The sequence below is a fragment of the Pseudomonas glycinis genome (genome assembly GCF_054871425.1).
This window is the reverse complement of record NZ_JBTYHF010000008.1, coordinates 282265-304790: the sequence shown is the minus strand read 5'-3', so window position 1 is coordinate 304790 and position 22526 is coordinate 282265. Positions and strand designations below refer to the sequence as shown.

17 protein-coding genes are annotated in these 22526 nt (G+C 60.8%); 9 read left to right on the top strand and 8 right to left on the bottom strand.

Going from position 1 to position 22526, the window contains the following annotated elements; genetic code table 11:
* Positions 1-65: 65 nt before the first annotated feature.
* A complete protein-coding gene (locus tag ACYSTU_RS20565; protein WP_095182364.1) occupies positions 66-590 on the top strand; it encodes a DUF6586 family protein in 525 nt (174 codons plus the stop codon).
* Positions 591-696: 106 nt separating this feature from the next.
* Positions 697-930 (top strand): hypothetical protein, encoded by a 234-nt coding sequence (locus ACYSTU_RS20560; RefSeq protein WP_003226592.1) that lies wholly within the window; start codon positions 697-699, stop codon positions 928-930.
* Positions 931-1027: 97 nt separating this feature from the next.
* Here the strand turns inward: ACYSTU_RS20560 and sulA are convergent, their stop codons facing one another.
* Together sulA and lexA are read right to left on the bottom strand one after the other, a co-directional pair.
* Entirely contained in the window at positions 1028-1501 is a 474-nt protein-coding gene (gene sulA / locus ACYSTU_RS20555; RefSeq protein ID WP_041477346.1) for an SOS-induced cell division inhibitor SulA, read from the bottom strand.
* Between the two features lie 10 nt (positions 1502-1511).
* A complete protein-coding gene (gene lexA, locus ACYSTU_RS20550; protein WP_016775490.1) occupies positions 1512-2120 on the bottom strand; it encodes a transcriptional repressor LexA in 609 nt (202 codons plus the stop codon).
* A gap of 229 nt (positions 2121-2349) precedes the next feature.
* Between lexA and ACYSTU_RS20545 the strand changes: the two genes are divergently transcribed.
* The 4 genes from ACYSTU_RS20545 to ACYSTU_RS20530 all read left to right on the top strand — a co-directional run bounded on the left by ACYSTU_RS20545 (position 2350) and on the right by ACYSTU_RS20530 (position 8279).
* A complete protein-coding gene (locus ACYSTU_RS20545; protein WP_016775489.1) occupies positions 2350-3057 on the top strand; it encodes a TetR/AcrR family transcriptional regulator in 708 nt (235 codons plus the stop codon).
* A gap of 158 nt (positions 3058-3215) precedes the next feature.
* Positions 3216-4226: a beta-N-acetylhexosaminidase gene (nagZ, locus tag ACYSTU_RS20540; protein WP_499001293.1), complete on the top strand. Its 1011-nt coding sequence runs from the start codon at positions 3216-3218 to the stop codon at positions 4224-4226.
* A 12-nt stretch (positions 4227-4238) separates the two neighbouring features.
* Positions 4239-4976: an S-methyl-5'-thioinosine phosphorylase gene (locus tag ACYSTU_RS20535; protein ID WP_499001290.1), complete on the top strand. Its 738-nt coding sequence runs from the start codon at positions 4239-4241 to the stop codon at positions 4974-4976.
* A 9-nt stretch (positions 4977-4985) separates the two neighbouring features.
* A complete protein-coding gene (locus ACYSTU_RS20530; protein WP_499001288.1) occupies positions 4986-8279 on the top strand; it encodes a DEAD/DEAH box helicase in 3294 nt (1097 codons plus the stop codon).
* A gap of 123 nt (positions 8280-8402) precedes the next feature.
* Here the strand turns inward: ACYSTU_RS20530 and ACYSTU_RS20525 are convergent, their stop codons facing one another.
* The 3 genes from ACYSTU_RS20525 to mfd are packed head-to-tail and all read right to left on the bottom strand — an operon-like array spanning position 8403 to position 15131.
* Complete coding sequence (locus tag ACYSTU_RS20525) at positions 8403-11093, bottom strand: SNF2-related protein (protein ID WP_499001285.1); 2691 nt, start codon at positions 11091-11093, stop codon at positions 8403-8405.
* Between the two features lie 11 nt (positions 11094-11104).
* Positions 11105-11671 carry a CsiV family protein gene (locus tag ACYSTU_RS20520; protein ID WP_071173055.1) on the bottom strand — a complete coding sequence of 189 codons (567 nt, stop codon included), beginning with the start codon at positions 11669-11671 and terminating at the stop codon, positions 11105-11107.
* Between the two features lie 10 nt (positions 11672-11681).
* On the bottom strand, positions 11682-15131 hold the full coding sequence (gene mfd / locus ACYSTU_RS20515) for a transcription-repair coupling factor (protein ID WP_024013632.1): 3450 nt from the start codon (positions 15129-15131) through the stop codon (positions 11682-11684).
* A 354-nt stretch (positions 15132-15485) separates the two neighbouring features.
* Between mfd and ACYSTU_RS20510 the strand changes: the two genes are divergently transcribed.
* Complete coding sequence (locus tag ACYSTU_RS20510) at positions 15486-16949, top strand: glyceraldehyde-3-phosphate dehydrogenase (protein WP_016775482.1); 1464 nt, start codon at positions 15486-15488, stop codon at positions 16947-16949.
* Between the two features lie 105 nt (positions 16950-17054).
* Here ACYSTU_RS20510 and ACYSTU_RS20505 read toward each other — a convergent pair whose 3' ends face one another.
* Positions 17055-18356, bottom strand: a complete 1302-nt coding sequence (locus ACYSTU_RS20505) for an MFS transporter (protein WP_136493877.1) — start codon at positions 18354-18356, stop codon at positions 17055-17057.
* Between the two features lie 75 nt (positions 18357-18431).
* On the opposite strand from ACYSTU_RS20505, the gene ACYSTU_RS20500 reads away from it, so the two are divergent.
* Positions 18432-19478: an FAD:protein FMN transferase gene (locus ACYSTU_RS20500; RefSeq protein WP_499001281.1), complete on the top strand. Its 1047-nt coding sequence runs from the start codon at positions 18432-18434 to the stop codon at positions 19476-19478.
* A 201-nt stretch (positions 19479-19679) separates the two neighbouring features.
* A complete protein-coding gene (gene sthA / locus ACYSTU_RS20495; protein ID WP_016775479.1) occupies positions 19680-21074 on the top strand; it encodes a Si-specific NAD(P)(+) transhydrogenase in 1395 nt (464 codons plus the stop codon).
* A gap of 42 nt (positions 21075-21116) precedes the next feature.
* Here the strand turns inward: sthA and ACYSTU_RS20490 are convergent, their stop codons facing one another.
* Positions 21117-21839: a glycerophosphodiester phosphodiesterase gene (locus tag ACYSTU_RS20490; protein ID WP_008087738.1), complete on the bottom strand. Its 723-nt coding sequence runs from the start codon at positions 21837-21839 to the stop codon at positions 21117-21119.
* 14 nt (positions 21840-21853) lie between these two features.
* Positions 21854-22435 carry a PilZ domain-containing protein gene (locus ACYSTU_RS20485; RefSeq protein WP_016775478.1) on the bottom strand — a complete coding sequence of 194 codons (582 nt, stop codon included), beginning with the start codon at positions 22433-22435 and terminating at the stop codon, positions 21854-21856.
* Positions 22436-22526: the final 91 nt, after the last annotated feature.

Here is a 22526-nt window from a genome sequence, read left to right as displayed (position 1 = left end):
ATTGGTTGATCCATGACACTGCCGGGCCTGTGTGAAGCAATTATTTCGTTGTGGAGGCTGCCGTCATGGCCCACGAACTCTATACCCGCACCAACCAGAAGATCTATTTCGCTGGGCTGTCACTCGAAGCTCTGGCTCGTGCTGAAGAAGGGCGGGCGATGAATTCTCTGGCGCTGATCCAGGCCGGGCGTGAGTCGGCGTTGTTCCACCTATACGGCGCGCTGCTGGGCTTGTGTCATGAGATCGCTGGCTTTTATCGTCTGCCGCAGGCCAATTCGCCGAGGGCGGAGGAGTTGCTGAGGCGCGAAGTGCTGGAATCGATAGCGATCCCGGAGCTGGCGGAAATGGTCGAGCTGGCCGGTAATCCGGAAACCTGGCTGGCGAAACTGCTGGCGGCGCACGCAGCACTGTTTCAGCCACCGAGGGCGCCACGCAAGCCGAAAGGCGATGTGACGCAGCCGCTGATTCAAGCGATTAATCTTGATGAAGAAGAGGCGCCAGAAGAGCTCAGTCGAGATGAGCTGGAGAGCTGGCGGCAGAACCTCAAGGGCCTTGCCCTGCGTTTCCGGGAAGGCTTGAACGAGTGCTGAGGTAGTTTGGCGCAGTGGCAATCTGAAACATGCTGCTGGTCAAGATCCTGAGCGAAGCTCGAATGATGTCTATATAATCGCTGCCTTTCGTGGAGAACAGACCTATATGCCAACGTCCTTTCTAGAAATTGTCGAGTTACCAGACGGCCGAATCGAACTGCGCAGGGCTGAGGACGAAGGTTCTCTGGTGACGCTGGATTTCTCCGAGGATGCCAAAGCGTTCCTGCAGGGCCAGCACGTTGAAATTGCCAAAGCGATGTTGAGCGTTGGCGTGCAGATGGCGGGTCGTATGGTTGAAGGCGAGTTTGATAAGGAAGAGGGGCCGCGGGTTCTTCATTGATTCACGCTTTGGCCTTTGCTCGGTCGCTTGCGCTTCAGATCGGCTTCTCTGTCCTTGGAGAAGCCCTGCGCTTCACACAGCGCGCATTACCAATCAATCAACCCAAACGAATGTTCAGGCTCTGAGCTTCGCCCGTACGCGCGGCGCTGATCAGTTGCTGCCGCGAATTGGCATTCAACGGGTTTAGCCATGTCACCACGGTGTGGCTGCGACCCAGTCGCAACGCTTCGCACGCCAGTTGCTGAGCACTTTGAGTGCCGCGCGGTTGCAGCAGAAGAATGCGTTCGCGATTCAGGCCGGCATCGCGCAGCCAGGTTTGCGTCAGACTGGCGGGTGGGGCGATCAGCGTCAGCCAGCGAGCATCCTGATCCTCGCTGAGCTCACGCAGGATCGGGGCGAGCAGGTTCAGGCAGTTCCCGGCCGCACCGCGCAGTGATAGCTCACTGAAGGCGTCAGGTTTGGCGTTCCAGTCACGCTCGACCACGTCTTTGAGGATCGGCGCTATCGGCTGCGCCAGAAACGCTTCAAACAAAGGCAGTTGTGTTTGCTGAGGTGTGTGTGGGAACTGCATGGAGCCTCCTTTAGCGGCGAATGACGCCGACACTCAAGCCTTCGATCACCAGTTCCTGATCTTTCAGGTCGACTTCGATAGGGGCGAACTCGGGGTTTTCAGCGATCAGCCAGACTTTGCTGCCTTCACGCTTGAAGCGTTTGACCGTCACTTCGTCGCCGATGCGGGCAACCACAACCTGACCGTTACGCGCTTCGCGGGTGGTATGCACTGCCAGCAGGTCGCCGTCGAAGATACCGATGTCCTTCATGCTCATGCCGTGCACACGCAACAGGTAGTCGGCGCGAGGATGGAAGAAGGTCGGGTTGATGTTGCAGGATTCTTCGATGTGCTGCTGGGCGAGGATCGGCGCGCCGGCAGCCACTCGGCCAATGATCGGCAGGGTGGAATCGTCGGCCTTGGCTTCGAAGCCGGGAATACGGATGCCGCGGGAAGCGCCCGGGGTCATCTCGATCGCGCCCTTGCGGGCGAGGGCCTTGAGATGTTCTTCCGCCGCATTTGGCGATTTGAAACCCAGTTCCTGAGCGATTTCCGCACGGGTGGGCGGATAGCCGTTGTCTTCGAGGCAACGTTTGATGAAGGCCAGAATCTCGGCTTGGCGTGGCGTCAGCTTTAGCATATTGATCGCTCTGTCTTTTTATACAGTGACTGGGATTATATACAGTGAAGCGGTCTTGGCAATGGGCGTTTTTTTGCCGCCCGCCGAGCGGTCGCGCAGGGCACTTATTAATGCTGGCGCCTTGTGTGGTTAAATAGCTGACCGACCATTCCCAAAACGAACCGGCAGGCTTGACAAGGCACAGGCTGAAACGTATGTTTCAAACAAGTGTTTGTCAGGCGGAGTAGCCATGGCCCAGTCGGAAACCGTTGAACGCATTCTTGATGCTGCCGAGCAGTTGTTCGCGGAGAAAGGATTCGCTGAAACCTCATTGCGTTTGATCACCAGCAAGGCTGGCGTCAATCTGGCTGCGGTGAATTATCACTTCGGCTCGAAAAAGGCGCTGATCCAGGCGGTATTCTCGCGCTTTCTCGGTCCGTTCTGCGTGAGCCTCGATAAAGAGCTGGAGCGCCGTCAGGCCAAGCCTGAGAACAAGCCGACCCTTGAGGAGTTGCTGGAAATTCTCGTCGAGCAGGCGCTCGTCGTGCAGCCCCGCAGCGGTAACGATCTGTCGATCTTCATGCGTTTGCTCGGCCTCGCGTTCAGCCAGAGCCAGGGCCACTTGCGGCGTTATCTGGAAGACATGTACGGCAAGGTGTTTCGCCGCTACATGCTGCTGGTCAATGAAGCGGCGCCACGCATTCCGCCGATCGAACTGTTCTGGCGCGTGCACTTCATGCTTGGCGCCGCTGCGTTCAGCATGTCCGGGATCAAGGCCTTGCGCGCGATTGCCGAGACCGATTTCGGCGTCAATACCTCCATCGAACAAGTGATGCGCCTGATGGTGCCGTTCCTCGCTGCCGGCATGCGCGCCGAAACCGGCGTCACCGATACAGCCATGGCCAGTGCGCAATTGCGTCCGCGCAGCAAATCCATGCCGGTCGCCGCCAAGGTTTGACCGCGCACGGGTGGGCGCGGCAGCTGGTATCCGCTAAGCTAGCCGGCCATGCCGACTCTCGTACTGAACCCGATCTGCATGAATTCTGCTGACCGTCCGGGCATTGCCCACGGTAGCGAATGCAAGCAGATCGGGTTTTTCGTTTTCAAGGAATCTCTATGACTGCTGGCCTGCAAGGCTCGTTGATGGTGGACGTCGCCGGTACCTGGCTGACGGCCGAAGATCGCCAATTGTTGCGTCAGCCCGAAGTGGGCGGCCTGATCATTTTCGCCCGCAATATCGAGCATCCACGCCAGGTGCGCGAACTCAGCGCCGCGATCCGCGCGATTCGCCCGGATCTTTTGCTGGCGGTAGATCAGGAGGGCGGGCGCGTGCAGCGCTTGCGTCGGGGTTTCGTCCGTCTGCCGGCCATGCGCGCCATCGCCGATAACCCGAATGCAGAGTATCTCGCCGAGCAATGCGGCTGGATCATGGCCACCGAAGTGCTGGCAGTCGGGCTCGACCTGAGTTTCGCCCCGGTGCTGGACTTGGACTATCAGCGCAGCGCTGTGGTCGGTACCCGTTCATTCGAAGGCGATCCCGAACGCGCAGCCTTGCTCGCCGGTGCATTCATTCGCGGCATGAACAGCGCCGGCATGGCCGCCACCGGCAAACATTTCCCAGGCCACGGCTGGGCGGAAGCCGACTCCCACGTGGCGATCCCGAACGACGAGCGCAGTCTCGACGAGATCCGCGCCAACGACCTGGTGCCCTTCGCCAAACTCAGCAAACAACTGGCCGCCGTCATGCCGGCCCACGTCATCTATCCGCAAGTCGACTCGCAGCCCGCCGGTTTCTCCCGACGCTGGCTGCAAGACATCCTGCGCGGCGAATTGCAGTTTGAGGGCGTGATCTTCAGCGATGATCTGTCGATGGCCGGCGCCCACGTGGTCGGCGACGCTGCCAGCCGCATTGAGGCCGCACTCACTGCTGGCTGCGACATGGGGCTGGTGTGCAACGACCGCGCGGCAGCCGAGCTGGCGTTGAGTGCCGCCCAGCGTATGAAGGTCAAGCCTTCCGCGCGCATCGCGAAGATGCGCGGGCAGGCCTTCGCCAGCACCGATTATCGTCAGGACCCGCGTTGGCTCACCGCCCTCGGCGCGCTCAAAGACGCTCAACTGATCGAGTAAGGATTTTTCGTTATGACCGTTTACGCAATCATCGGTGGCACTGGCCTGACTCAGCTCGAAGGCCTGAGCATTCGCCAGTCGCTGGCAGTCGACACCCCGTACGGCGCGCCTTCGGCCGAGGTGCAGATTGGTGAGTACGCCGGCAAGGAAGTGTTGTTCCTCGCCCGTCACGGTCACCCGCATCGTTTCCCGCCGCACAAGGTCAACTACCGCGCCAATCTGTGGGCGCTGAAGCAGGCGGGTGCCGAAGCGATCATCGCCGTGAATGCAGTGGGCGGGATTCATCCGGACATGGGCACCGGGCATTTCTGCGTGCCGCACCAGATCGTCGACTACACCAGCGGGCGCGAGCACACCTATTTCGCCGATGATCTGCAACACGTCACCCACATCGATTTCAGCTTTCCCTACAGCGAGCCGTTGCGTCAGCAATTGATTGCCGCGGTCGCCGCCGAAGGCTGCGAATTCAGCGATCAAGGCGTGTACGCCTGCACACAGGGACCGCGTCTGGAAACGGTCGCCGAGATCGTGCGACTGGAGCGTGACGGCTGCGACATCGTCGGCATGACCGGCATGCCGGAAGCGGCGCTTGCCCGTGAGCTGGATCTGGATTACGCCTGTCTGGCGCTGGTGGTGAATCCGGCAGCCGGCAAGACCACCGAAGTCATCACCATGGCTGAAATCGAGCAGGCCCTGCACGATGGCATGGGCAAGGTGAAATCAACGTTGGCCCGGGTGCTGGCCAGCTAAGGACTGTCCATGAGCATTTTCATCGAGCGGCTTAAAGGGCTGACATGGACCCACGCATTCAGTAGCAAGGCGTTGGCCAAGGCCCGCGCTTATGCCGCCGATGACCGGGTCGAGATCCTCGAGATCGATGACAGGAAGATAGAGGCGTTCTGCGTCGGATCGCAACTTCAGGCGTATGAGCAAACCATTTACCTGTCAGAAGATCGGTTGGGATCGGTTAGCTTGCGATGTCTGTGCAGCTGTCCGGTTGCACTGGACTGCAAGCACAGCGCAGCGGTGCTCTATCACCTGCTGGGCACTGGCGAGGATGCGTCTGGAAGTGACGCGCAGACCCCGTTGGGACGAGCGCTGGAGCATTGGCTTTCGACAATTCCCGTGCCGGCCAAGCCCGCTGAAGAAAGTGCGCAAACCGCAGGTACGCGTCTGTTTTACAAGCTCAAACCGACGTCTGCGAACGGCAAGTGGCTGCTGGATATTTTCAAGGTCTACCAGCTCAAGAGCGGCGAGTTACGCGAAGTCAAACCGATGTACTCGCTCGCGGAAATGCTCATGCGCCAGCCCGGCTACCTGTCCGAGCTGGATCTGCGCATCGCCCGGCTGTTGGTCGCCATGCATTCCCATCACGCCTATTACAGCGGCTATCCGCTGGAAGGCAGCAGTGGTGCCGAACTGCTGGAAATGCTCCTGCGCACCTCGCGGCTGTTCCTCGACTTCGAAGACCTGCGAGCGCTGACACCGGGGGCGAAACGCGTCGGTCAGTTCTCTTGGGCCGAGCAGGCTGACGGCGGATTCCGCGCGCAATGGAGCAGTGCCGAAGCCGCGCAGGAAACCGTGCTGGCGCTGGAGCCGCTTTATTATCTTGATCGCGAGCAGCGCCAGGTTGGCCCGCTGTTCACTGAGCTGGAAGAAAAACTCGCCTGTCATTTGACCCAGGCGCCAGATATTCCGGCGCGTCAGGCCATGCAGTTCAGCCATCGCATGAGCGCGGCGACCCAAATTGCGCCACCGCACAAACTCACCGAACGGATCATCGATGACGTGCTGCCGCAGCCGCAACTGACCCTGGTCAGCGGCCGAGAACGCTCGCGCTGGGAATATGTGCTGGAGCACCGCGCCGCTCTGCTGTTTACCTACAACGGTCATCCGGCGGTGGATCGCAACCCGGAAGTGATGATCCTCAACGGCAGCGAAACCCAGCGCATTCAGCGTCAACCGGCGCTGGAAAAGAAGCTGCGCCAGAACCTGCAAAAACATGGCTTCAAGAAAGCCACGCGCAAGAGTGCAATGGATCGTCCTGGCGAGATGTTTACCTTGCCGGATGATTCCGCCTGGCTCGGGTTCATGCACGAAGGGCTGGCCACACTGCGCGCCGCAGACTGGAAAATCGAGATCAGTCCCGGTTTCCATTTCGATGTACAACCGGTTGAACAGTGGTACGCCGAGGTCGAAGAAGAGGCCACGCATCAGTGGTTTGATCTGCAGTTGGGTATCGTCGTCAACGGCGAGCGCTACAGCTTGCTGCCGATCCTTCTGCACCTGTTGCGAACCCAGCCGCGCTTGCTCGACCCGGTCAATCTGGCGCAGCGCAGCGATGATGAAAAACTCCTGATCGAGCTCAAGCCCAGCGGTTTTGGCGAGCCGGCGGGCGCCAAAGTCGCGTTGCCGCTGAGTCGGGTCAAACCGCTGATGGCGACGCTGGGCGAGCTGTACCTGGGCGGCCATCAGGGTGATGCGCTGCGCTTGACCGCTCCAGACGCCGCGCGTCTGAGTATGCTCGATGGCGTGCCGCTGGATTGGCAGGGCGGCGAACGTCTGCGCACTTTTGCCAAGCGTCTGCAGAATTCCAGCCACGCCCAGGTTGCTGCGCCGGCCGGCCTCAATGCGCAACTGCGCCCGTATCAGCTCGAAGGCCTGAACTGGATGCAGACCCTGCGCGAGCTGGAGGTCGGCGGCATTTTGGGCGATGACATGGGCCTGGGTAAAACCCTGCAGACCCTGGCGCATCTGCTCACGGAGAAACACGCCGGGCGTCTGGACTGTCCGGCATTGGCGGTGATGCCCACCAGCCTGATTCCCAACTGGCTCGACGAAGCCGAGCGCTTCACGCCGCAGTTGAAAGTCCTGGCGCTGCACGGCACCGGGCGGCAAAAGGACTTTGCCAATCTGGGCGAATACGACTTGGTGCTGACCACTTACGCATTGCTGCCCAGGGATCTGGAAATCTTGCAGCCGCAGTCGTGGAGCGTGCTGATTCTCGACGAGGCGCAGAACATCAAGAACCCGCTGAGCAAAGCCGCCCAGGCCGCCCGTGACTTGCAGGCCCGTCAGCGCTTGTGTCTGAGCGGTACGCCGCTGGAAAACCACCTCGGTGAGCTGTGGTCACAGTTCCATTTCCTCATGCCCGGCTGGCTCGGCGACAGCAAATCCTTCAACCGCGATTACCGCACGCCGATCGAGAAGCACGGCAATGTCCAGCGCATGCAGCACCTGACCGCGCGCATCAAGCCGTTTTTGCTGCGGCGCAAGAAGGATCAGGTCGCCACCGAGTTGCCACCGAAAACCGAGATCATTCATTGGGTCGAACTCAGCGATGGTCAGCGCGACGTCTATGAGACGGTGCGTGTGGCGATGGACAAAAAGGTCCGCGACGAAATCGCCCGCAGCGGCGTGGCGCGCAGTCAGATCATCATCCTCGATGCGCTGCTCAAACTGCGCCAGGTCTGCTGCGATCTGCGCCTGGTCAATATGCCGCTGACGGCGAAGGCGTTGCGCTCGGGCAGCGGCAAGCTGATCAGCCTGATGGAGATGCTTGAAGAATTGCTCGGCGAAGGTCGGCGCATTCTGCTGTTCTCGCAGTTCACCTCGATGCTGGCGCTGATCGAGCAGGAATTGCAGCAACGCGGGCTTGGCTACTCGTTGCTGACCGGCGACACCACCGATCGGCGCACGCCGGTGAGGGATTTCCAGGGCGGCAAGGTGCCGTTGTTCCTGATCAGCCTCAAGGCCGGGGGCACTGGTCTGAACCTGACGGCGGCGGACACGGTGATTCACTTCGATCCGTGGTGGAACCCGGCGGTGGAGAATCAGGCGACTGATCGGGCGTACCGGATCGGGCAGAACAATCCGGTGTTCGTCTACAAGTTGATTGCCAAAGGCACCGTCGAAGAGAAGATCCAGGCGTTGCAGCAGGAGAAAGCGGCGCTGGCCGGGGCGGTACTGGAGGGTGGCACGACGGGTGGATTCAAACTGGAACAGGGTGATATCGAAGCGTTGTTTGCGCCGTTGCCGGTTTCCAGAGGTTGAAGGGTTTGAATCGCGGTGTGGCCATTCGCGAGCAGGCTCGCTCCCACATTTGATCTTCAGTGAATCTGGATCGTGTGGGAGCGAGCCTGCTCGCGAAAAGCTATCTAACCAGCAACGCCGCTTTCAGCGCTTGTCGATCTTGTCCGGCAACGGCGCAAACAGCGCTTCAATATCATCGCTCTGCAACTTCCAGTCCCCGGCCTTGCGCCCATCGAGCACGCCCGCTGCCAGGTCAGACTTTTCCTTCTGCAGGTGCTGAATCTTCTCTTCCACTGTGCCCTGGGCAATCATCTTGTAGACGAACACCGGTTTCTCCTGGCCGATTCGATAGGCCCGGTCAGTCGCCTGATTCTCGGTTGCCGGGTTCCACCACGGGTCGTAGTGAATCACCGTATCGGCTTCGGTCAGGTTCAAGCCGACGCCACCGGCCTTCAGGCTGATCAGAAAAATCTGACGCGTGCCGCTCTGGAATTCCTTCACCGGTGTGCGCCGGTCGCGGGTCTGGCCAGTGAGGAGGGCGTAAGCGATCTTGCGTTTTTTCAATTCCTCTTCGATCAATGTCAGCATCGAAGTGAATTGCGAAAACAGCAGAATCCGCCGGCCTTCCTCGAACAACTCCTCAAGCATTTCCATCAGGCTGTCGAGCTTGCCCGAGGTGCTGCCGCGTGTGGGCAGGGTGGCGTCGTTGACCAGGCGTAGATCGCAGCAGACCTGGCGCAGCTTGAGCAATGCTTCGAGAATGATGATCTGGCTGCGTGCCACGCCTTTGCGAGTGATCTCGTCACGGACTTTCTTGTCCATCGCCAGGCGCATGGTCTCGTACACGTCGCGCTGCGCTTCGTTGAGTTCGACCCAATGGATGATTTCGGTTTTCGGCGGCAGCTCCGTGGCGACCTGCTCTTTGGTGCGGCGCAGCAGAAACGGTTTTATCCGACCGTTGAGGTGTTGCAGTCTGACTTCACTGCCGCGCTTTTCGATCGGCACACGGTAATCGGCATTGAAGCTTTTCACGTCGCCGAGCCAGCCCGGCAGCAGGAAGTGGAACAGCGACCACAGCTCGCCCAAGTGGTTTTCCAGCGGCGTGCCGCTGAGGCACAGGCGCTGGCGCGCGTTCAGCTCGCGGGCGGCCTGCGCGGCTTTGCTGTTGGGGTTCTTGATGTATTGCGCTTCGTCCAGCACCAGCACGTGCAGCGGCTGTTTGGCCAGGCGCTCAAAGTCCTTGGGCAACAGGGCGTAAGTGGTGAGGATCAGGTCGAAGTCGGCCAGATTGTCGAAGTATTTCTTGCGCGTGGCGCCATACAGGGCGAGCACTTTCAGTTGCGGGGTGAAGTGCGCCGCTTCATCTAGCCAGTTCGGAATCAGGCTGGTCGGCATCACCACCATGCACGGACGATCGAGGCGTCCGGCGTTCTTCTCGCTGAGAATATGCGCCAGGGTCTGTAGGGTTTTGCCCAGGCCCATGTCATCCGCAAGAATCCCGCCGACCTCCAGTTGCCGCAGCGATTGCATCCAGCTCAAACCTTCGAGCTGATACGGGCGCAGCGTTGCATTCAGACCTTGCGGCGCTTCGGCCGTGAAATCGCGGATGTCGCGCAGGCGCTGGGCGAAGGTGCGGATCTGTTCGCCGCCTTCCCACAACAGCGGCAGGCCTTCCAGCGAATTGAGCCGGGTGGCGTCAGCCTTGCTCAGGCGCAGGGTGGTTTCGCCCGGCTCCTGCAAATAGAACTCGCCCAGCGTCATCAATACTGGCTTCAAGCGACCGAGGGGCAGCGCCACTTGCAACGGCCCATGCTCGCTGGTGCGTTGCGGAATGTTGACCAGAATCAGCTCGTCATCGCGACGCCGGGCGAGGCGTTCCGGGTTGAGGATCTCGGTGTGCGAGCGCATCAGATTCAGCAGGATCGGCAGCAGGCTCAGGCGTTCGCCGTTGACAATGATGCCCAGCTCCAGATCAAACCAGTCGCGCTCCGGCGCCTGTTCGACGGTGGCGTACCAGTCGTCGACGGCGGTCAGGTCGAAACCGAATTCCTCATCGATCTGCAACTCCCAGCCCTGGCTGCGCAACTTCGGCAAGTCATTGAGCGTGAAGGTCAGCCAGGCGCTGTCGTTGACCATCTCGTAGAGTTCGCCGGCGCTTTCCGGCAGCGCTTTGCTCTGCCGGGTGGCGATGCGGAAACCGAGGATGCGCAACTGTTCGCGGTAGGACTGTTCGACGTCCGGGTGGCGTTTTATCCGCAGGGTCTGGGCTTCCTGACGGATCAGGATATCGCTGTGTTTTTGCCCGCTGACGTATTCGTCCAGATAGCTGAACGACAGCGCCGCGCGGTGCTGAATGTAGCGCTGCATCTTGCCGTTGCGCGGCTCGAAGGCGCTGAACTCGACGCTCGCCAGCCATAGGCGTGGCACCGGTTGCACGTTGTCCACCAGCACTTGCGGCGGCGCTTTCGGGCTGCGGTTTTCCAGCACGGCCTGGAGCTTCTCCAGCAGCTCGGCATCTTTCGCGGCGGCGGGGTAGTCGAGGGTTTCCTGGATTTTCAGCAGCACCGCCGCGCAGTGTTTGCAATTGCTGCGCACCGGGCAGGTGCAGGTGGCGTCGACCAGCAACAGCGTCGCTTTGGCTGACTCACGCAGATGGATGGTTTGCCGGTAAACACTGCCGCCGGAGCCTTCGCAACTGGCGGTGATGGTCGCATCGCCGACCTGGGCGATGCGCACCCGATTCTCCAAAGCGTAGCGGCGGCCGCGCTCCAGACTCTGTTCTTTGAATCGGCTGACCCACGACGGGGCCAGCGGTTTGCTCAGGGGCGGCGGCATAAGGACTTCGGTCAGTCCGGCACGACTTCAGGCGCTTCGCGAGGCGCTGGCGCGGTCAGGGAAGTGATCTTGATCAGCAGGGCCAGATGACCGTTGTCGAGGTAATTGAGCTGGCCGTTCTTGGTGTGGCTGTCCTGGCGCAGGCGCTCACTGGCGGTGACCAGGCCATTGGCGTCGATCTGATTGACCCAGAAATCGGCGGTCACGTCGGTGAAGCGGCCGAGTTTCATTTCCAGCGTGCCCTCGATCGGGAACTGGCCGAACTGCTCCTGACCTTCGCTCACCGCGACTTTCGCCGGCGCTTCGCCGAGGCTCTGCTGCCAGGCCTTGTGCATCAGCACGGTGTACTCGCCGCTGGCGGTGAGTTTGCTCACCACATCATTCAGCGCTGGGGTGCGCTGGCTGTCGCTGCCCAGACGCTGGGCGCCTGCGGCCCAGTCTTCCGGGGCGGCGCGGCTGACGATGGCCGGGACGGCATTCTGGCGCACCAGGATCATTTCGACCTGATACGTGTCATCGGCAAACGCCGTCGGTGCTGCAAGTGCAAGCAACAAAGTCAGAGAGCGGAACAGGCGCATCGGGCGTCCTTCAAGCGGATTTCGGGATGAGACGCTCAAACAGCGCCTCGACAGTATTGAAACGTTCTTCCGGGCGCTCCATCGGCACCTGGAATTTAAACATCGTCGCGCCTTCGAACTTGTAGCGCTTGGGCTGCGTCTGGATCAGCTTGATCAGGGTCATCGGGTCAACCGGCGTCTGCGCTTCGAACTCGATACGTCCGCCTTGCGGCCCGCCGTCGACTTTCTTGATGCCGAGCTTTTCCGCCTGCAATTTCAGCGCGGTGATCCGCACCAGGTTCTTGGTCGGCTCCGGCAACAGGCCGAAGCGGTCGATCATCTCCACCTGCAGATCCTTGAGGCCTTCCTCGTCGGTAGCCGAGGCGATGCGTTTATACAGAATCAACCGCGCATGCACATCCGGCAGATAATCTTCCGGAATCAGCGCCGGCACCCGCAGATTGACTTCCGGGCCGCCGCCCAGCGGTTGATCGAGGTTCGGCTGCTCGCCCTTGCGGATCGACTTCACTGCGCGCTCGAGCATTTCCATGTACAGGGTGAAACCGACGGCCTGAATCTGCCCGCTCTGACCATCGCCGAGCAGTTCGCCGGCGCCACGGATTTCCAGGTCGTTGGTCGCCAGGACGAAACCGGCGCCGAGGTCCTGGGTATTGGCGATCGCTTCCAGACGCTTTTCCGCGTCGGAAGTGATCTGCTGGCGCGGCGGTGTCAGCAGGTAGGCGTAAGCCTGGTGGTGACTGCGGCCGACACGACCACGCAACTGGTGCAGTTGGGCCAGACCGAACTTGTCGGCGCGTTCGATGATGATGGTGTTGGCGCTCGGCACGTCGATGCCGGTCTCGATGATGGTCGAGGCGATCAGCACGTTGAAGCGCTTGTGGTAGAAGTCGCTCATCACCTGTTCGAGTTCACGTTCGCGCATCTGCCCGTGGCCGATACCGATGCGCGCCTCCGGCACCAGTTCGGCGAGGTCGGCGGCGCATTTTTCGATGGTCTTCACATCGTTGTGCAGGTAGTAAACCTGACCGCCACGCAGCAGTTCACGCAGCAGGGCCTCTTTGACTGTGCTCTTGTTCTGTTCCATGACGAAGGTGCGCACCGACAGGCGACGCGCTGGCGGCGTGGCGATGATCGACAGATCGCGCATGCCCGACACCGCCATGTTCAGCGTGCGCGGAATCGGCGTCGCAGTCAGGGTGAGGATGTCGACTTCGCTGCGCAGGGCCTTGAGCTGTTCTTTCTGGCGTACGCCAAAACGGTGTTCTTCGTCGATGATCACCAGCCCGAGGTTTTTGATCTTCACGTCGTCGGACAGCAGCTTGTGCGTGCCGATGACAATGTCGATCTTGCCTTCCGCAAGATCGGCGATCGCCGCGTTGACTTCCTTGGCCGATTTGAAGCGACTCATCACTTCGACCGTCACCGGCCAGTCGGCGAAGCGGTCGCGGAAACTGTTGTAGTGCTGCTGGGCGAGCAGGGTAGTCGGTACCAGAATCGCCACCTGACGACCGCCGTGCACGGCGATGAACGCGGCGCGCATGGCCACTTCGGTCTTGCCGAAGCCAACGTCGCCGCAGACCAGCCGGTCCATCGGTTTCGGCGCGAGCATGTCTTCGCGTACCGCCTCGATGGTCGCTTGCTGATCGGGTGTTTCTTCGAACGGGAAACCGGCGCTGAAGGTGGCGTAATCGGCCTTCGGGTCGGCGAAGGCGTAACCTTCACGGGCGGCGCGACGGGCGTAAATGTCGAGCAATTCGGCGGCGACGTCACGCACCTGCTCGGCGGCTTTGCGCTTGGCTTTCTGCCAGGTTTCCGAGCCGAGGCGATGCAACGGCGCGAGCGAATCGTCGCTGCCGGTGTAGCGCGCGATCAGGTGCAGGTTGGCCACCGGCACGTAAAGCTTGGCGTTCTCGGCGTATTCGAGGGTGAGGAATTCGGCGGCCTGATTGTCGATTTCCAGAATCGTCAGGCCAAGGTAGCGGCCGACGCCGTGATCGATATGCACCACCGGCGCGCCTTCACGCAGTTCGGTGAGGTTCTTGATTACCGCATCGTTGCTGACGTCGCTGCGCTTCTCGCGGCGACGACGTTGCATGACCCGTTGGCCGAACAGCGGACTTTCCGCCACCAGCGCCAGCGCCGGGTCGTCGAGCAGCAGACCTTCGTCGAGCGGGGCGATAGTGATCGCCAGACGATCCTTGCTGGCAACGAAGTCTGGCCAGCTGTCGACGGTTTTCGGCCGCAACTTCAGGCGTTCCAACAGTTCCAGCAGGACTTCGCGACGACCCGCCGATTCGGCGGTGAACAGCACGCGACCGGGGAATTCTTCGAGGAAGCCGGCCAGCGCCGCCAGCGGTTGCGTGGCCTTGGCTTCGATGGCCAGGTCCGGCAGCGCATGGGCCGGGAAGCGCTCACGGCCGACGCCGCTTTCAACGTCCTGCTGACTGGCGACGACTCGCGGCCAATTCTTCAGGCGCGCGAAGCAATCTTCCACCGGCAGGAACAGTTCGGCCGGTGGCAATAAAGGACGCGAAGGATCGACGCGGCGTTCTTCGTAACGATTGCGCACGTCGTTCCAGAAGTTTTCCGCCGCCTGCTCGATGCCCGGCAGCGAGAACACCTGCGTGTCCTGGGGCAGGTAATCGAACAGCGTCGAAGTTTCGTCGAAGAACAGCGGCAGGTAGTACTCGATGCCGGCCGGGGTGATGCCGCTGCTCAAATCCTGAAAGATCGGGCAGCGACGGAAGTCGACGTCAAAGCGCTCACGGAAACGCGCCTTGAAGCGGGTGACTGCGTCTTTCTGCAACGGAAACTCGCGGGCCGGCAGCAGCTTGACCGACTCGACCTTGTCGATCGAACGCTGGGTTTCCGGATCGAAGGTGCGCAGGGTTTCGATTTCGTCGTCGAACAGGTCGATGCGATACGGTAGTTTGCTGCCCATGGGGAACAGGTCGATCAGCGCGCCGCGTACGGTGAACTCGCCGTGCTCGTACACCGTGTCGACATAGCGATAGCCGCTGGCTTCGAGCCGCGCGCGCATCTGTTCGACGTCGAGCTTCTGGCCGATGTCCAGCACCAGGCTGCTGCCGAGGAGGAATTTGGTCGGCGCCAAGCGATGCAAAGCGGTGGTGATCGGAACCACCAGCACGCCGTGGGCCAGTTCCGGCAGGCGATACAGGCTGGCGATGCGCTGGGAGATGATGTCCTGGTGCGGCGAGAACAGGTCGTAGGGCAGGGTTTCCCAGTCGGGGAAATGCAGTACGGGCAAATCCGGGGCGAAGAAACTCAGCTCCTGTTCCAGCCGTTCGGCGCTTTGGCTGTCGGCGGTCAGCAGCAGGGTAAAGCGCTTGGCAGCGCTGGCAGCCTCGGCAATCGCCAGGCTGAGGGCGGCACCGGGCAGATTGCCCCAGTGCTGTTTACCTGCTTCGGCAGGGAGTAGCGGTAGACGCAGAACAGGCACGGAAGGTTGAGCTCCAGGCGTTGCGACAAAGTCGGTAATTGTAGCGGCCTCCGGTGCCGCCTGTCAGTTGTAGACTGCGTCTATCTTCACGGTTTGGACGAAATGTAGTGGTAACCATAAAAACGAGCACTTTTTTCATGGTTATGTAGTGCCGAAACCGGGTGGTGTTACGGAGGGTTACAGACATCGTCTAACAGTCGTCGAAAAATTGACTGCGCTGAAAGCCCCGGTTTTACTGGGCTGGAGAAAGGCGTAAATTTTTTGAACGGGAATTTGTTACCGATTGCGCGACAAGCGCGCATTGCTGAAAGGGCTTGTCGGCGGCATAATGTAGCCCCTTTTTTCTGCCCCTACATGTGGAAGGTTACCGTGACTCAGAAGCCCGACCAGTGTCTTGGTGAATGGATCGACCGTGAAGCACTCGCAGAAGCGATGATCCCGCTTATCGGTCAGCTCTACCGCAATAACAACGTGGTTAGCTCGATCTATGGCCGCAGCCTGATCAACCAGTCTGTCATCGCGATTCTCAAAGCTCACCGCTTTGCTCGCCACCGTTCTTCGGACGACAGCGAACTCTCCGTCCACGAAACATTCCCACTGCTCAAGGCCATGAGCGAGCTCAAGCTCGGCGCGGCGTCGGTGGATCTGGGCAAGCTGGCGTTCAAATTCCGCAATGAAGGCAACGGCCGCAGCGCCGAGCAGTTCGTGCGTGAAGAGATGGCTGACGTGGTTGGCCAGCAGAACGCTTCGGCCCGCAAAGGCACCGACGTTGTTCTTTACGGCTTCGGTCGTATCGGCCGTCTGCTGGCGCGCATCCTGATCGAGAAAACCGGTGGTGGCGACGGCCTGCGTCTGCGCGCCATCGTCGTGCGCAAAGGCGCCGAGAACGACCTGACCAAACGCGCCAGCCTGCTGCGTCGCGATTCGGTACACGGTTCGTTCAACGGCACCATTACCATCGACGAAGAAAACAACACCATCACCGCCAACGGTAACCTGATCCAGGTGATCTACGCGAAGAACCCGACCGAGGTGGATTACACCCAGTACGGCATCAAAGACGCGCTGCTGGTGGACAACACCGGTGTATGGCGTGACGCCGATGGCCTGGGTCAGCACCTGGCCTGCCCGGGTATCGACCGCGTTGTTCTGACCGCGCCTGGCAAGGGCAAGCTGAAGAACATCGTTCACGGCATCAACCACGGTGAAATCACCGCTGACGACAAGATCGTCTCGGCTGCTTCCTGCACCACCAACGCCATCGTGCCGGTGCTCAAAGCGGTCAACGACAAGTTCGGCATCATCAACGGTCACGTCGAAACCGTTCACTCGTACACCAACGACCAGAACCTGATCGACAACTTCCACAAGGGCGATCGCCGTGGCCGCAGCGCCGCGCTGAACATGGTGATCACCGAGACCGGTGCCGCCACCGCTGCTGCCAAGGCTCTGCCTGAGCTGGCCGGCAAGCTGACCGGTAACGCGATCCGCGTTCCGACGCCGAACGTGTCGATGGCCATTCTCAACCTCAACCTTGAGAAAGCCGCCACCCGTGAAGAGATGAACGAGTACCTGCGCTACATGGCGCTGCACTCCGAGCTGCACAAGCAGATCGACTTCGTCAATTCGCAGGAAGTGGTGTCGACCGACTTCGTTGGCTCGCGTCACGCTGGTGTGGTCGACGCTGAAGCGACCATCGTGCAGGACAACCGTGTCGTTCTGTACGTCTGGTACGACAACGAGTTCGGCTACAGCTGCCAGGTGGTTCGCGTAATGGAAGACATGGCTGATGTGAATCCGCCAGCGTTCCCGCGCTAAGCCTCAGGCTTGAATGAAAACGCCCCGGCATTTTGTCGGGGCGTTTTTGTTTGTGGAGTGATCGTTCCCGCTCTGCTTGGGAACGATCGCGCTGGCGGGTGCGATCTAACTGGCGCCGCCAACCACAGCAGCCTGCGCCGTGCGCAACTCATGCCGATTGCCACGGAACAATACCAACGTCGCAATCAACCCCAACACCGCCGCGCCACTGAGCCAGATGCCCGGTGCTGCCTTGTTGTCCAGCACGTGGATCAGGTAGGTACACGCCGCCGGCGTAAAGCCGCCGAACGTCGCCGTCGCCAGGCTGTACGCCAGCGAGAAACCGGTCGTGCGCACTTCCACCGGCATGATCTCGGTCAGTGCCACCACCATCGCGCCGTTGTACGAGCCATAAAGAAACGACAGCCACAGTTCGACAATCAGCAAATGGCTGAAGCTCGGGTTCGCCACCAGCCACGACAATGCCGGATACGCAGTGAGGATCGCCAGAATCGTCGCCGCCAGCAGTAAGGGTTTTCGGCCGATCTTGTCGGACACCGCGCCCATCACCGGTAGCCAGAAGAAGTTCGACAAGCCGATGCACACCGTCACCAGCAAGGCGTCGAGGTCCGACAGATGCAGCTCGGCCTTGCCAAACGTCGGCGTGTACGCAGTGATCAGGTAAAACGAAACCGTGGTCATCACCACCAGCGCCATGCCGGCAATGACGATGCCGAAGTTCTGGCCGATCGAGCGGACGATTTCGCCGAGGGTAGGGCGGTGGGTTCGCGCCTGGAATTCCGGAGTTTCTTCCAGCGAGCGACGGATGAAGAAAATCACCGGCACGATCATGCAGCCAATCAGAAACGGCACGCGCCAGCCCCATTCGCCCATTTGCTCCGGACTCAGCCAGTGATTCAGAGCAACGCCGAGCAAGCCGGCGAACACCACGGCTGCCTGTTGGCTGGCGGACTGCCAACTGACGAAAAAGCCTTTACGCCCCGGCGTAGAAATTTCCGCCAGATACACCGACACACCGCCCAGTTCCACGCCCGCTGAGAAGCCTTGCAGCAGGCGGCCGAACAACACCAGCAGCGGTGCGGCGACGCCGAGCGTCGCGTAGCCGGGCACGCAGGCAATCAACACCGTACCGGCGGCCATCATCGCCAAAGTGATGATCAGCCCTTTGCGCCGTCCGTGACGGTCGATATAGGCCCCGAGGAAAATTGCCCCCAGCGGGCGCATCAGGAAGCCGGCGCCGAAGGTCGCCAGCGACAGCATCAGCGAAGCGAAGGCGCTGTCGGTGGGGAAGAAGGTTTTGGCGATGGCCGTGGCATAGAAGCCGTAGACCATGAAGTCGAACATTTCGAGGAAGTTGCCGCTGACAACGCGAAAGATCGCTTTGCCTTTGCCCGTGGTGGAGGACATGGGAGGTACTCACTGTTCAATTTTGTATAAAGGCGTTGCAGCCATGGGGAAGCGAGCGGGCGCTTGTAGTTCATAATGGCCGCCGTGGTTTTGCGGGGAGATGAAGAATTGTTAACTGGACGCTGGTTGGGGCTTGTGGTGTTGGCGGTGGCAATCGGCGGCTGCGGCAACGGCGATTCCTTGGAACAGGTCGGTGGCTCGACCATGGGCAGCACCTGGTCGGTCAAGTACGTGCGCCACGCCGGGGGCGCCGATCCTGCGCGGGTGCGCGGCGAAGTGCAGGCCATCCTCGGTGAAGTCGATCAACAGCTGTCGACTTACCGAAGTGACTCCGCCATCGAACGTTTCAACGCCTTGCCCGCCGATAGCTGCCAAGCCATGCCGGCAGCGGTGCTCGAATTGGTCCGCATCGGCGAACAGCTTTCAACGCAAAGCGAAGGCTCCTACGACCTGACCGTGGAACCGCTGCTGGACCTCTGGGGATTCGGCCCGCAAGGACGCGAAGAAAAGATCCCTGATGCGGCCGCTGTGGCCGAGGTCATGCAGCGAGTCGGTCATCAGCATCTGCGCATCGACGGCGAGCAGTTGTGCAAGGACGCCGCCGTCGAAGTCGACTTCAACAGTATTGCCGCCGGTTACGCCGTGGATGCCATCGCCGCCAGATTGCAGGGCATGGGCATCGACAATTATCTGGTCGAAGCCACGGGCGAACTCAAAGCCCGGGGCAAGAAGCCGGATGGTTCAGCGTGGCGCATCGCTCTCGAAGAGCCTCGCGATGACCAGCAAGTGGCCGAGCGGATTATCGATGTCGATGGCTACGGCGTGTCCACCTCCGGTGACTACCGCCATTATTTTCTGCAGGACGGTCGGCGTTATTCCCACACCTTCGATGCACGCAGCGGGCGACCGGTCCTACATGATCTGGCGTCAGTCACGGTGATTCATCCTTCAGCGTTGATGGCCGATGGACTATCGACGCTGTTGCTGATTCTCGGGCCGGAAAGGGCGCGGGACTATGCCCAAAAACATGCCATTGCTGCATTCTTTGTCTTGCGTGCCGATACAGGTTTCGTCACCCGCAGCAGTCAGGCATTTACGCAGCTTGTCGGCGAAAAAAACTGACCGAAGACAAGACGAAAGCTGGCGTTGTAGTGCAGGCAAAAGTAGCCTACGACGCGACCAAGGGTTAATGTGCGCGGCGTTGACGCTTCTATAGACTGTGTCCGGGTTCTCTACTGGCCCCCAATTGTTCCTTCGCGCCGCCGTTCGGCGTGATTTAGCCGCCGGTGCTGCTGGCACCGCGGCCTGTTCTGAGGAGTACGCATGGCTGTCTACAACTACGACGTGGTGGTACTGGGTTCCGGCCCGGCGGGAGAAGGCGCGGCAATGAACGCCGCCAAAGCGGGGCGCAAGGTCGCGATGGTCGACAGCCGTCGCCAGGTCGGCGGCAACTGCACCCACCTCGGCACCATCCCGTCCAAGGCACTGCGTCACTCGGTGCGGCAGATCATGCAGTTCAACACCAACCCGATGTTCCGCGCGATCGGCGAGCCACGCTGGTTCTCCTTCCCGGACGTGTTGAAAAGCGCCGAAAAAGTCATTTCCAAACAAGTCGCATCGCGCACCGGCTACTACGCCCGTAACCGCGTCGACGTGTTCTTCGGTACCGGCAGCTTCGCCGACGAGCAAACCATCGAAGTGGTTTGCGGCAACGGCGTGGTCGAAAAACTGGTGGCCAAGCACATCATCATCGCCACCGGTTCGCGTCCGTATCGCCCGGCGGACATCGATTTCCACCACCCGCGTATCTACGATAGCGACACCATCCTCAGCCTCGGCCACACCCCGCGCAAACTGATCGTTTACGGCGCTGGTGTGATCGGTTGCGAATACGCATCGATCTTCAGTGGTCTGGGTGTGCTGGTCGAGCTGGTCGACAACCGTGGCCAGTTGCTGAGCTTCCTCGACTCGGAAATTTCCCAGGCGTTGAGCTACCACTTCAGCAACAACAACATCACCGTGCGTCACAACGAAGAGTACGACCGCGTCGAAGGCGTGGACAACGGTGTGATCCTGCATCTCAAATCCGGCAAGAAGATCAAGGCCGACGCCTTGCTCTGGTGCAACGGCCGTACCGGCAACACCGACACGCTGGGTCTGGAAAACATCGGGGTCAAGGTCAACAGCCGTGGCCAGATCGAAGTTGACCAGAACTACCGCACCTGCGTGGAGAACATCTACGGCGCCGGTGACGTGATCGGCTGGCCAAGCCTGGCCAGCGCCGCCCACGACCAGGGCCGTTCGGCTGCTGGCAGCATCGTCGACAATGGCAGCTGGCGCTTCGTCAATGACGTGCCGACCGGCATCTACACCATTCCGGAGATCAGCTCGATCGGCAAGAACGAGCAGGAGCTGACCCAAGCGAAAGTGCCGTACGAAGTCGGCAAGGCGTTCTTCAAGAGCATGGCGCGCGCGCAGATTGCCGGTGAGCCGCAGGGCATGCTGAAGATCCTCTTCCACCGCGAAACGCTGGAAGTGCTCGGCGTGCACTGCTTCGGTTATCAGGCGTCGGAGATCGTGCACATCGGTCAGGCGATCATGAACCAGCCGGGCGAGCTGAACACCCTCAAGTATTTCGTCAACACCACGTTCAACTACCCGACCATGGCCGAAGCCTATCGGGTCGCGGCGTACGACGGCCTCAACCGGCTTTTTTGACGGGCTCCGGCCGGTGGCCTGAGCCGGCCGGGGAGACCGATTTCAGCAATTCTCAAGGGTGGCAGTGGCCAAACCGGGAAAGTCTGTAATCAGGCTGTCAACGCCGAAGTCGGCGAGTCTGCGCATCAGTGCAGGCTCGTTGACGGTCCACACCGACACATGCAGGCCCTGACGCTGCGCCTTCTGCAGGCGTTCCGGCGTACACAGCGTCCAGTTCAATGCGAGAATCTCGCAGCCGTAGCTCGCCGCGACTTTCAGCGGATCGAGCCAGGCGTATTCGGCCACCAGGCCACGGGATACGTCGGGTACCAGATCCAGCGCTGCCTTCAAGACTTCCCGCGAACTCGAAGTGATCGTCACCTTGTCGAGCAGGCCGTGGCGCTGAGCCATTTCCCGAATCGCCAGCACGGTAGTCGCCGCGCGGGTGCGTGATGCGCTTTTGACTTCCAGCTGCCAGTGCTCGAAATCACATTGCTCGAACAACTCTTCCAGCGTCGGAATCGGGCACGGCTTGATCCAGCCCGGGCCGCCCTTGCGCGCGTCGTAGGTGACCAGCTCGGCAGCGGTGTGCTCGACGACTTTGCCGCGACGGTCGGTGGTGCGTTTGAGCGTCGGGTCATGGATGACCATCAGCTCGCCGTCCTTGGACAGGTGCAGATCCAGTTCGCAGCGACGCACGCCGTGCTTGAGGCATTCCTGAAAGCTGCTCAGGGTGTTTTCCGGTGCTTCGCCCTTGGCGCCGCGGTGGCCGTAGATGAGGGTCACGGTGCTTCCTTAAGTTAAATGCCAGATTCGTTCTGTTCGCGGGCCAGACGGCGTTCCTGAGCCTGCTTTTGCAAGATGTAGCGCGCGAGCAATTGGCGCTGGGCATCGGTCGGACGCTCGAACTCGGTGCCGACGTCATAGCCATCGCCCTTGGGATCGCAATGGGTGACCCGGGCACGCAGCAGCAGGCCAAGCGCCTGCGGCATCAGTACCAGTTTCACCGACAGGTGTGCGCCGGTGGCAATCGGGGTCGGGTACTGAAAGTCGATCCCGCCCTCGGAGATGATCACCGGCTGCGGCTCGCCGATGTGGCCGAGCACGGTCAGGGCGATCACCTGGCTGAGCAGGTCGATGCGTTTGTTCTGCGATTTGAGAAACGCGGCGATGGCGCGGTCGCGCTCGCTGATCTGCCGCAACAGGTGCTGCGACTCGAATTCGCTCAGGTGCAGTTCGCTGAGCAGGTTGAAGAGTGGGGAAGCATCCTGCAACACTTCCTGACCTGCGGCTTCGGGAGCGGACAGGGGCCGAATTTCCAGTGCGATCGTGTCCTCGATACGGTAGTATTCGCGGCGATCTTCTTCATCTAATGTCGACATGGCGAACCCATGGTAGCGGCGGTGGTCTGAGTGTAAAGCTGGTTTTCGACCCCCGCCACAAGGACGTTCCTTTTCCCTCCGAACAAGCCCC

Excerpts from the sequence above, each read along its gene's own strand:
- ACYSTU_RS20565 (WP_095182364.1), top strand. The coding sequence starts at position 66 with ATGGCCCACGAACTCTATACCCGCACCAACCAGAAGATCTATTTCGCT.
- ACYSTU_RS20560 (WP_003226592.1), top strand. The coding sequence starts at position 697 with ATGCCAACGTCCTTTCTAGAAATTGTCGAGTTACCAGACGGCCGAATC.
- sulA (WP_041477346.1), bottom strand. The coding sequence starts at position 1,501 with ATGCAGTTCCCACACACACCTCAGCAAACACAACTGCCTTTGTTTGAA.
- lexA (WP_016775490.1), bottom strand. The coding sequence starts at position 2,120 with ATGCTAAAGCTGACGCCACGCCAAGCCGAGATTCTGGCCTTCATCAAA.
- ACYSTU_RS20545 (WP_016775489.1), top strand. The coding sequence starts at position 2,350 with ATGGCCCAGTCGGAAACCGTTGAACGCATTCTTGATGCTGCCGAGCAG.
- nagZ (WP_499001293.1), top strand. The coding sequence starts at position 3,216 with ATGACTGCTGGCCTGCAAGGCTCGTTGATGGTGGACGTCGCCGGTACC.
- ACYSTU_RS20535 (WP_499001290.1), top strand. The coding sequence starts at position 4,239 with ATGACCGTTTACGCAATCATCGGTGGCACTGGCCTGACTCAGCTCGAA.
- ACYSTU_RS20530 (WP_499001288.1), top strand. The coding sequence starts at position 4,986 with ATGAGCATTTTCATCGAGCGGCTTAAAGGGCTGACATGGACCCACGCA.
- ACYSTU_RS20525 (WP_499001285.1), bottom strand. The coding sequence starts at position 11,093 with ATGCCGCCGCCCCTGAGCAAACCGCTGGCCCCGTCGTGGGTCAGCCGA.
- ACYSTU_RS20520 (WP_071173055.1), bottom strand. The coding sequence starts at position 11,671 with ATGCGCCTGTTCCGCTCTCTGACTTTGTTGCTTGCACTTGCAGCACCG.
- ACYSTU_RS20510 (WP_016775482.1), top strand. The coding sequence starts at position 15,486 with ATGTGGAAGGTTACCGTGACTCAGAAGCCCGACCAGTGTCTTGGTGAA.
- ACYSTU_RS20505 (WP_136493877.1), bottom strand. The coding sequence starts at position 18,356 with ATGTCCTCCACCACGGGCAAAGGCAAAGCGATCTTTCGCGTTGTCAGC.
- ACYSTU_RS20500 (WP_499001281.1), top strand. The coding sequence starts at position 18,432 with ATGGCCGCCGTGGTTTTGCGGGGAGATGAAGAATTGTTAACTGGACGC.
- sthA (WP_016775479.1), top strand. The coding sequence starts at position 19,680 with ATGGCTGTCTACAACTACGACGTGGTGGTACTGGGTTCCGGCCCGGCG.
- ACYSTU_RS20485 (WP_016775478.1), bottom strand. The coding sequence starts at position 22,435 with ATGTCGACATTAGATGAAGAAGATCGCCGCGAATACTACCGTATCGAG.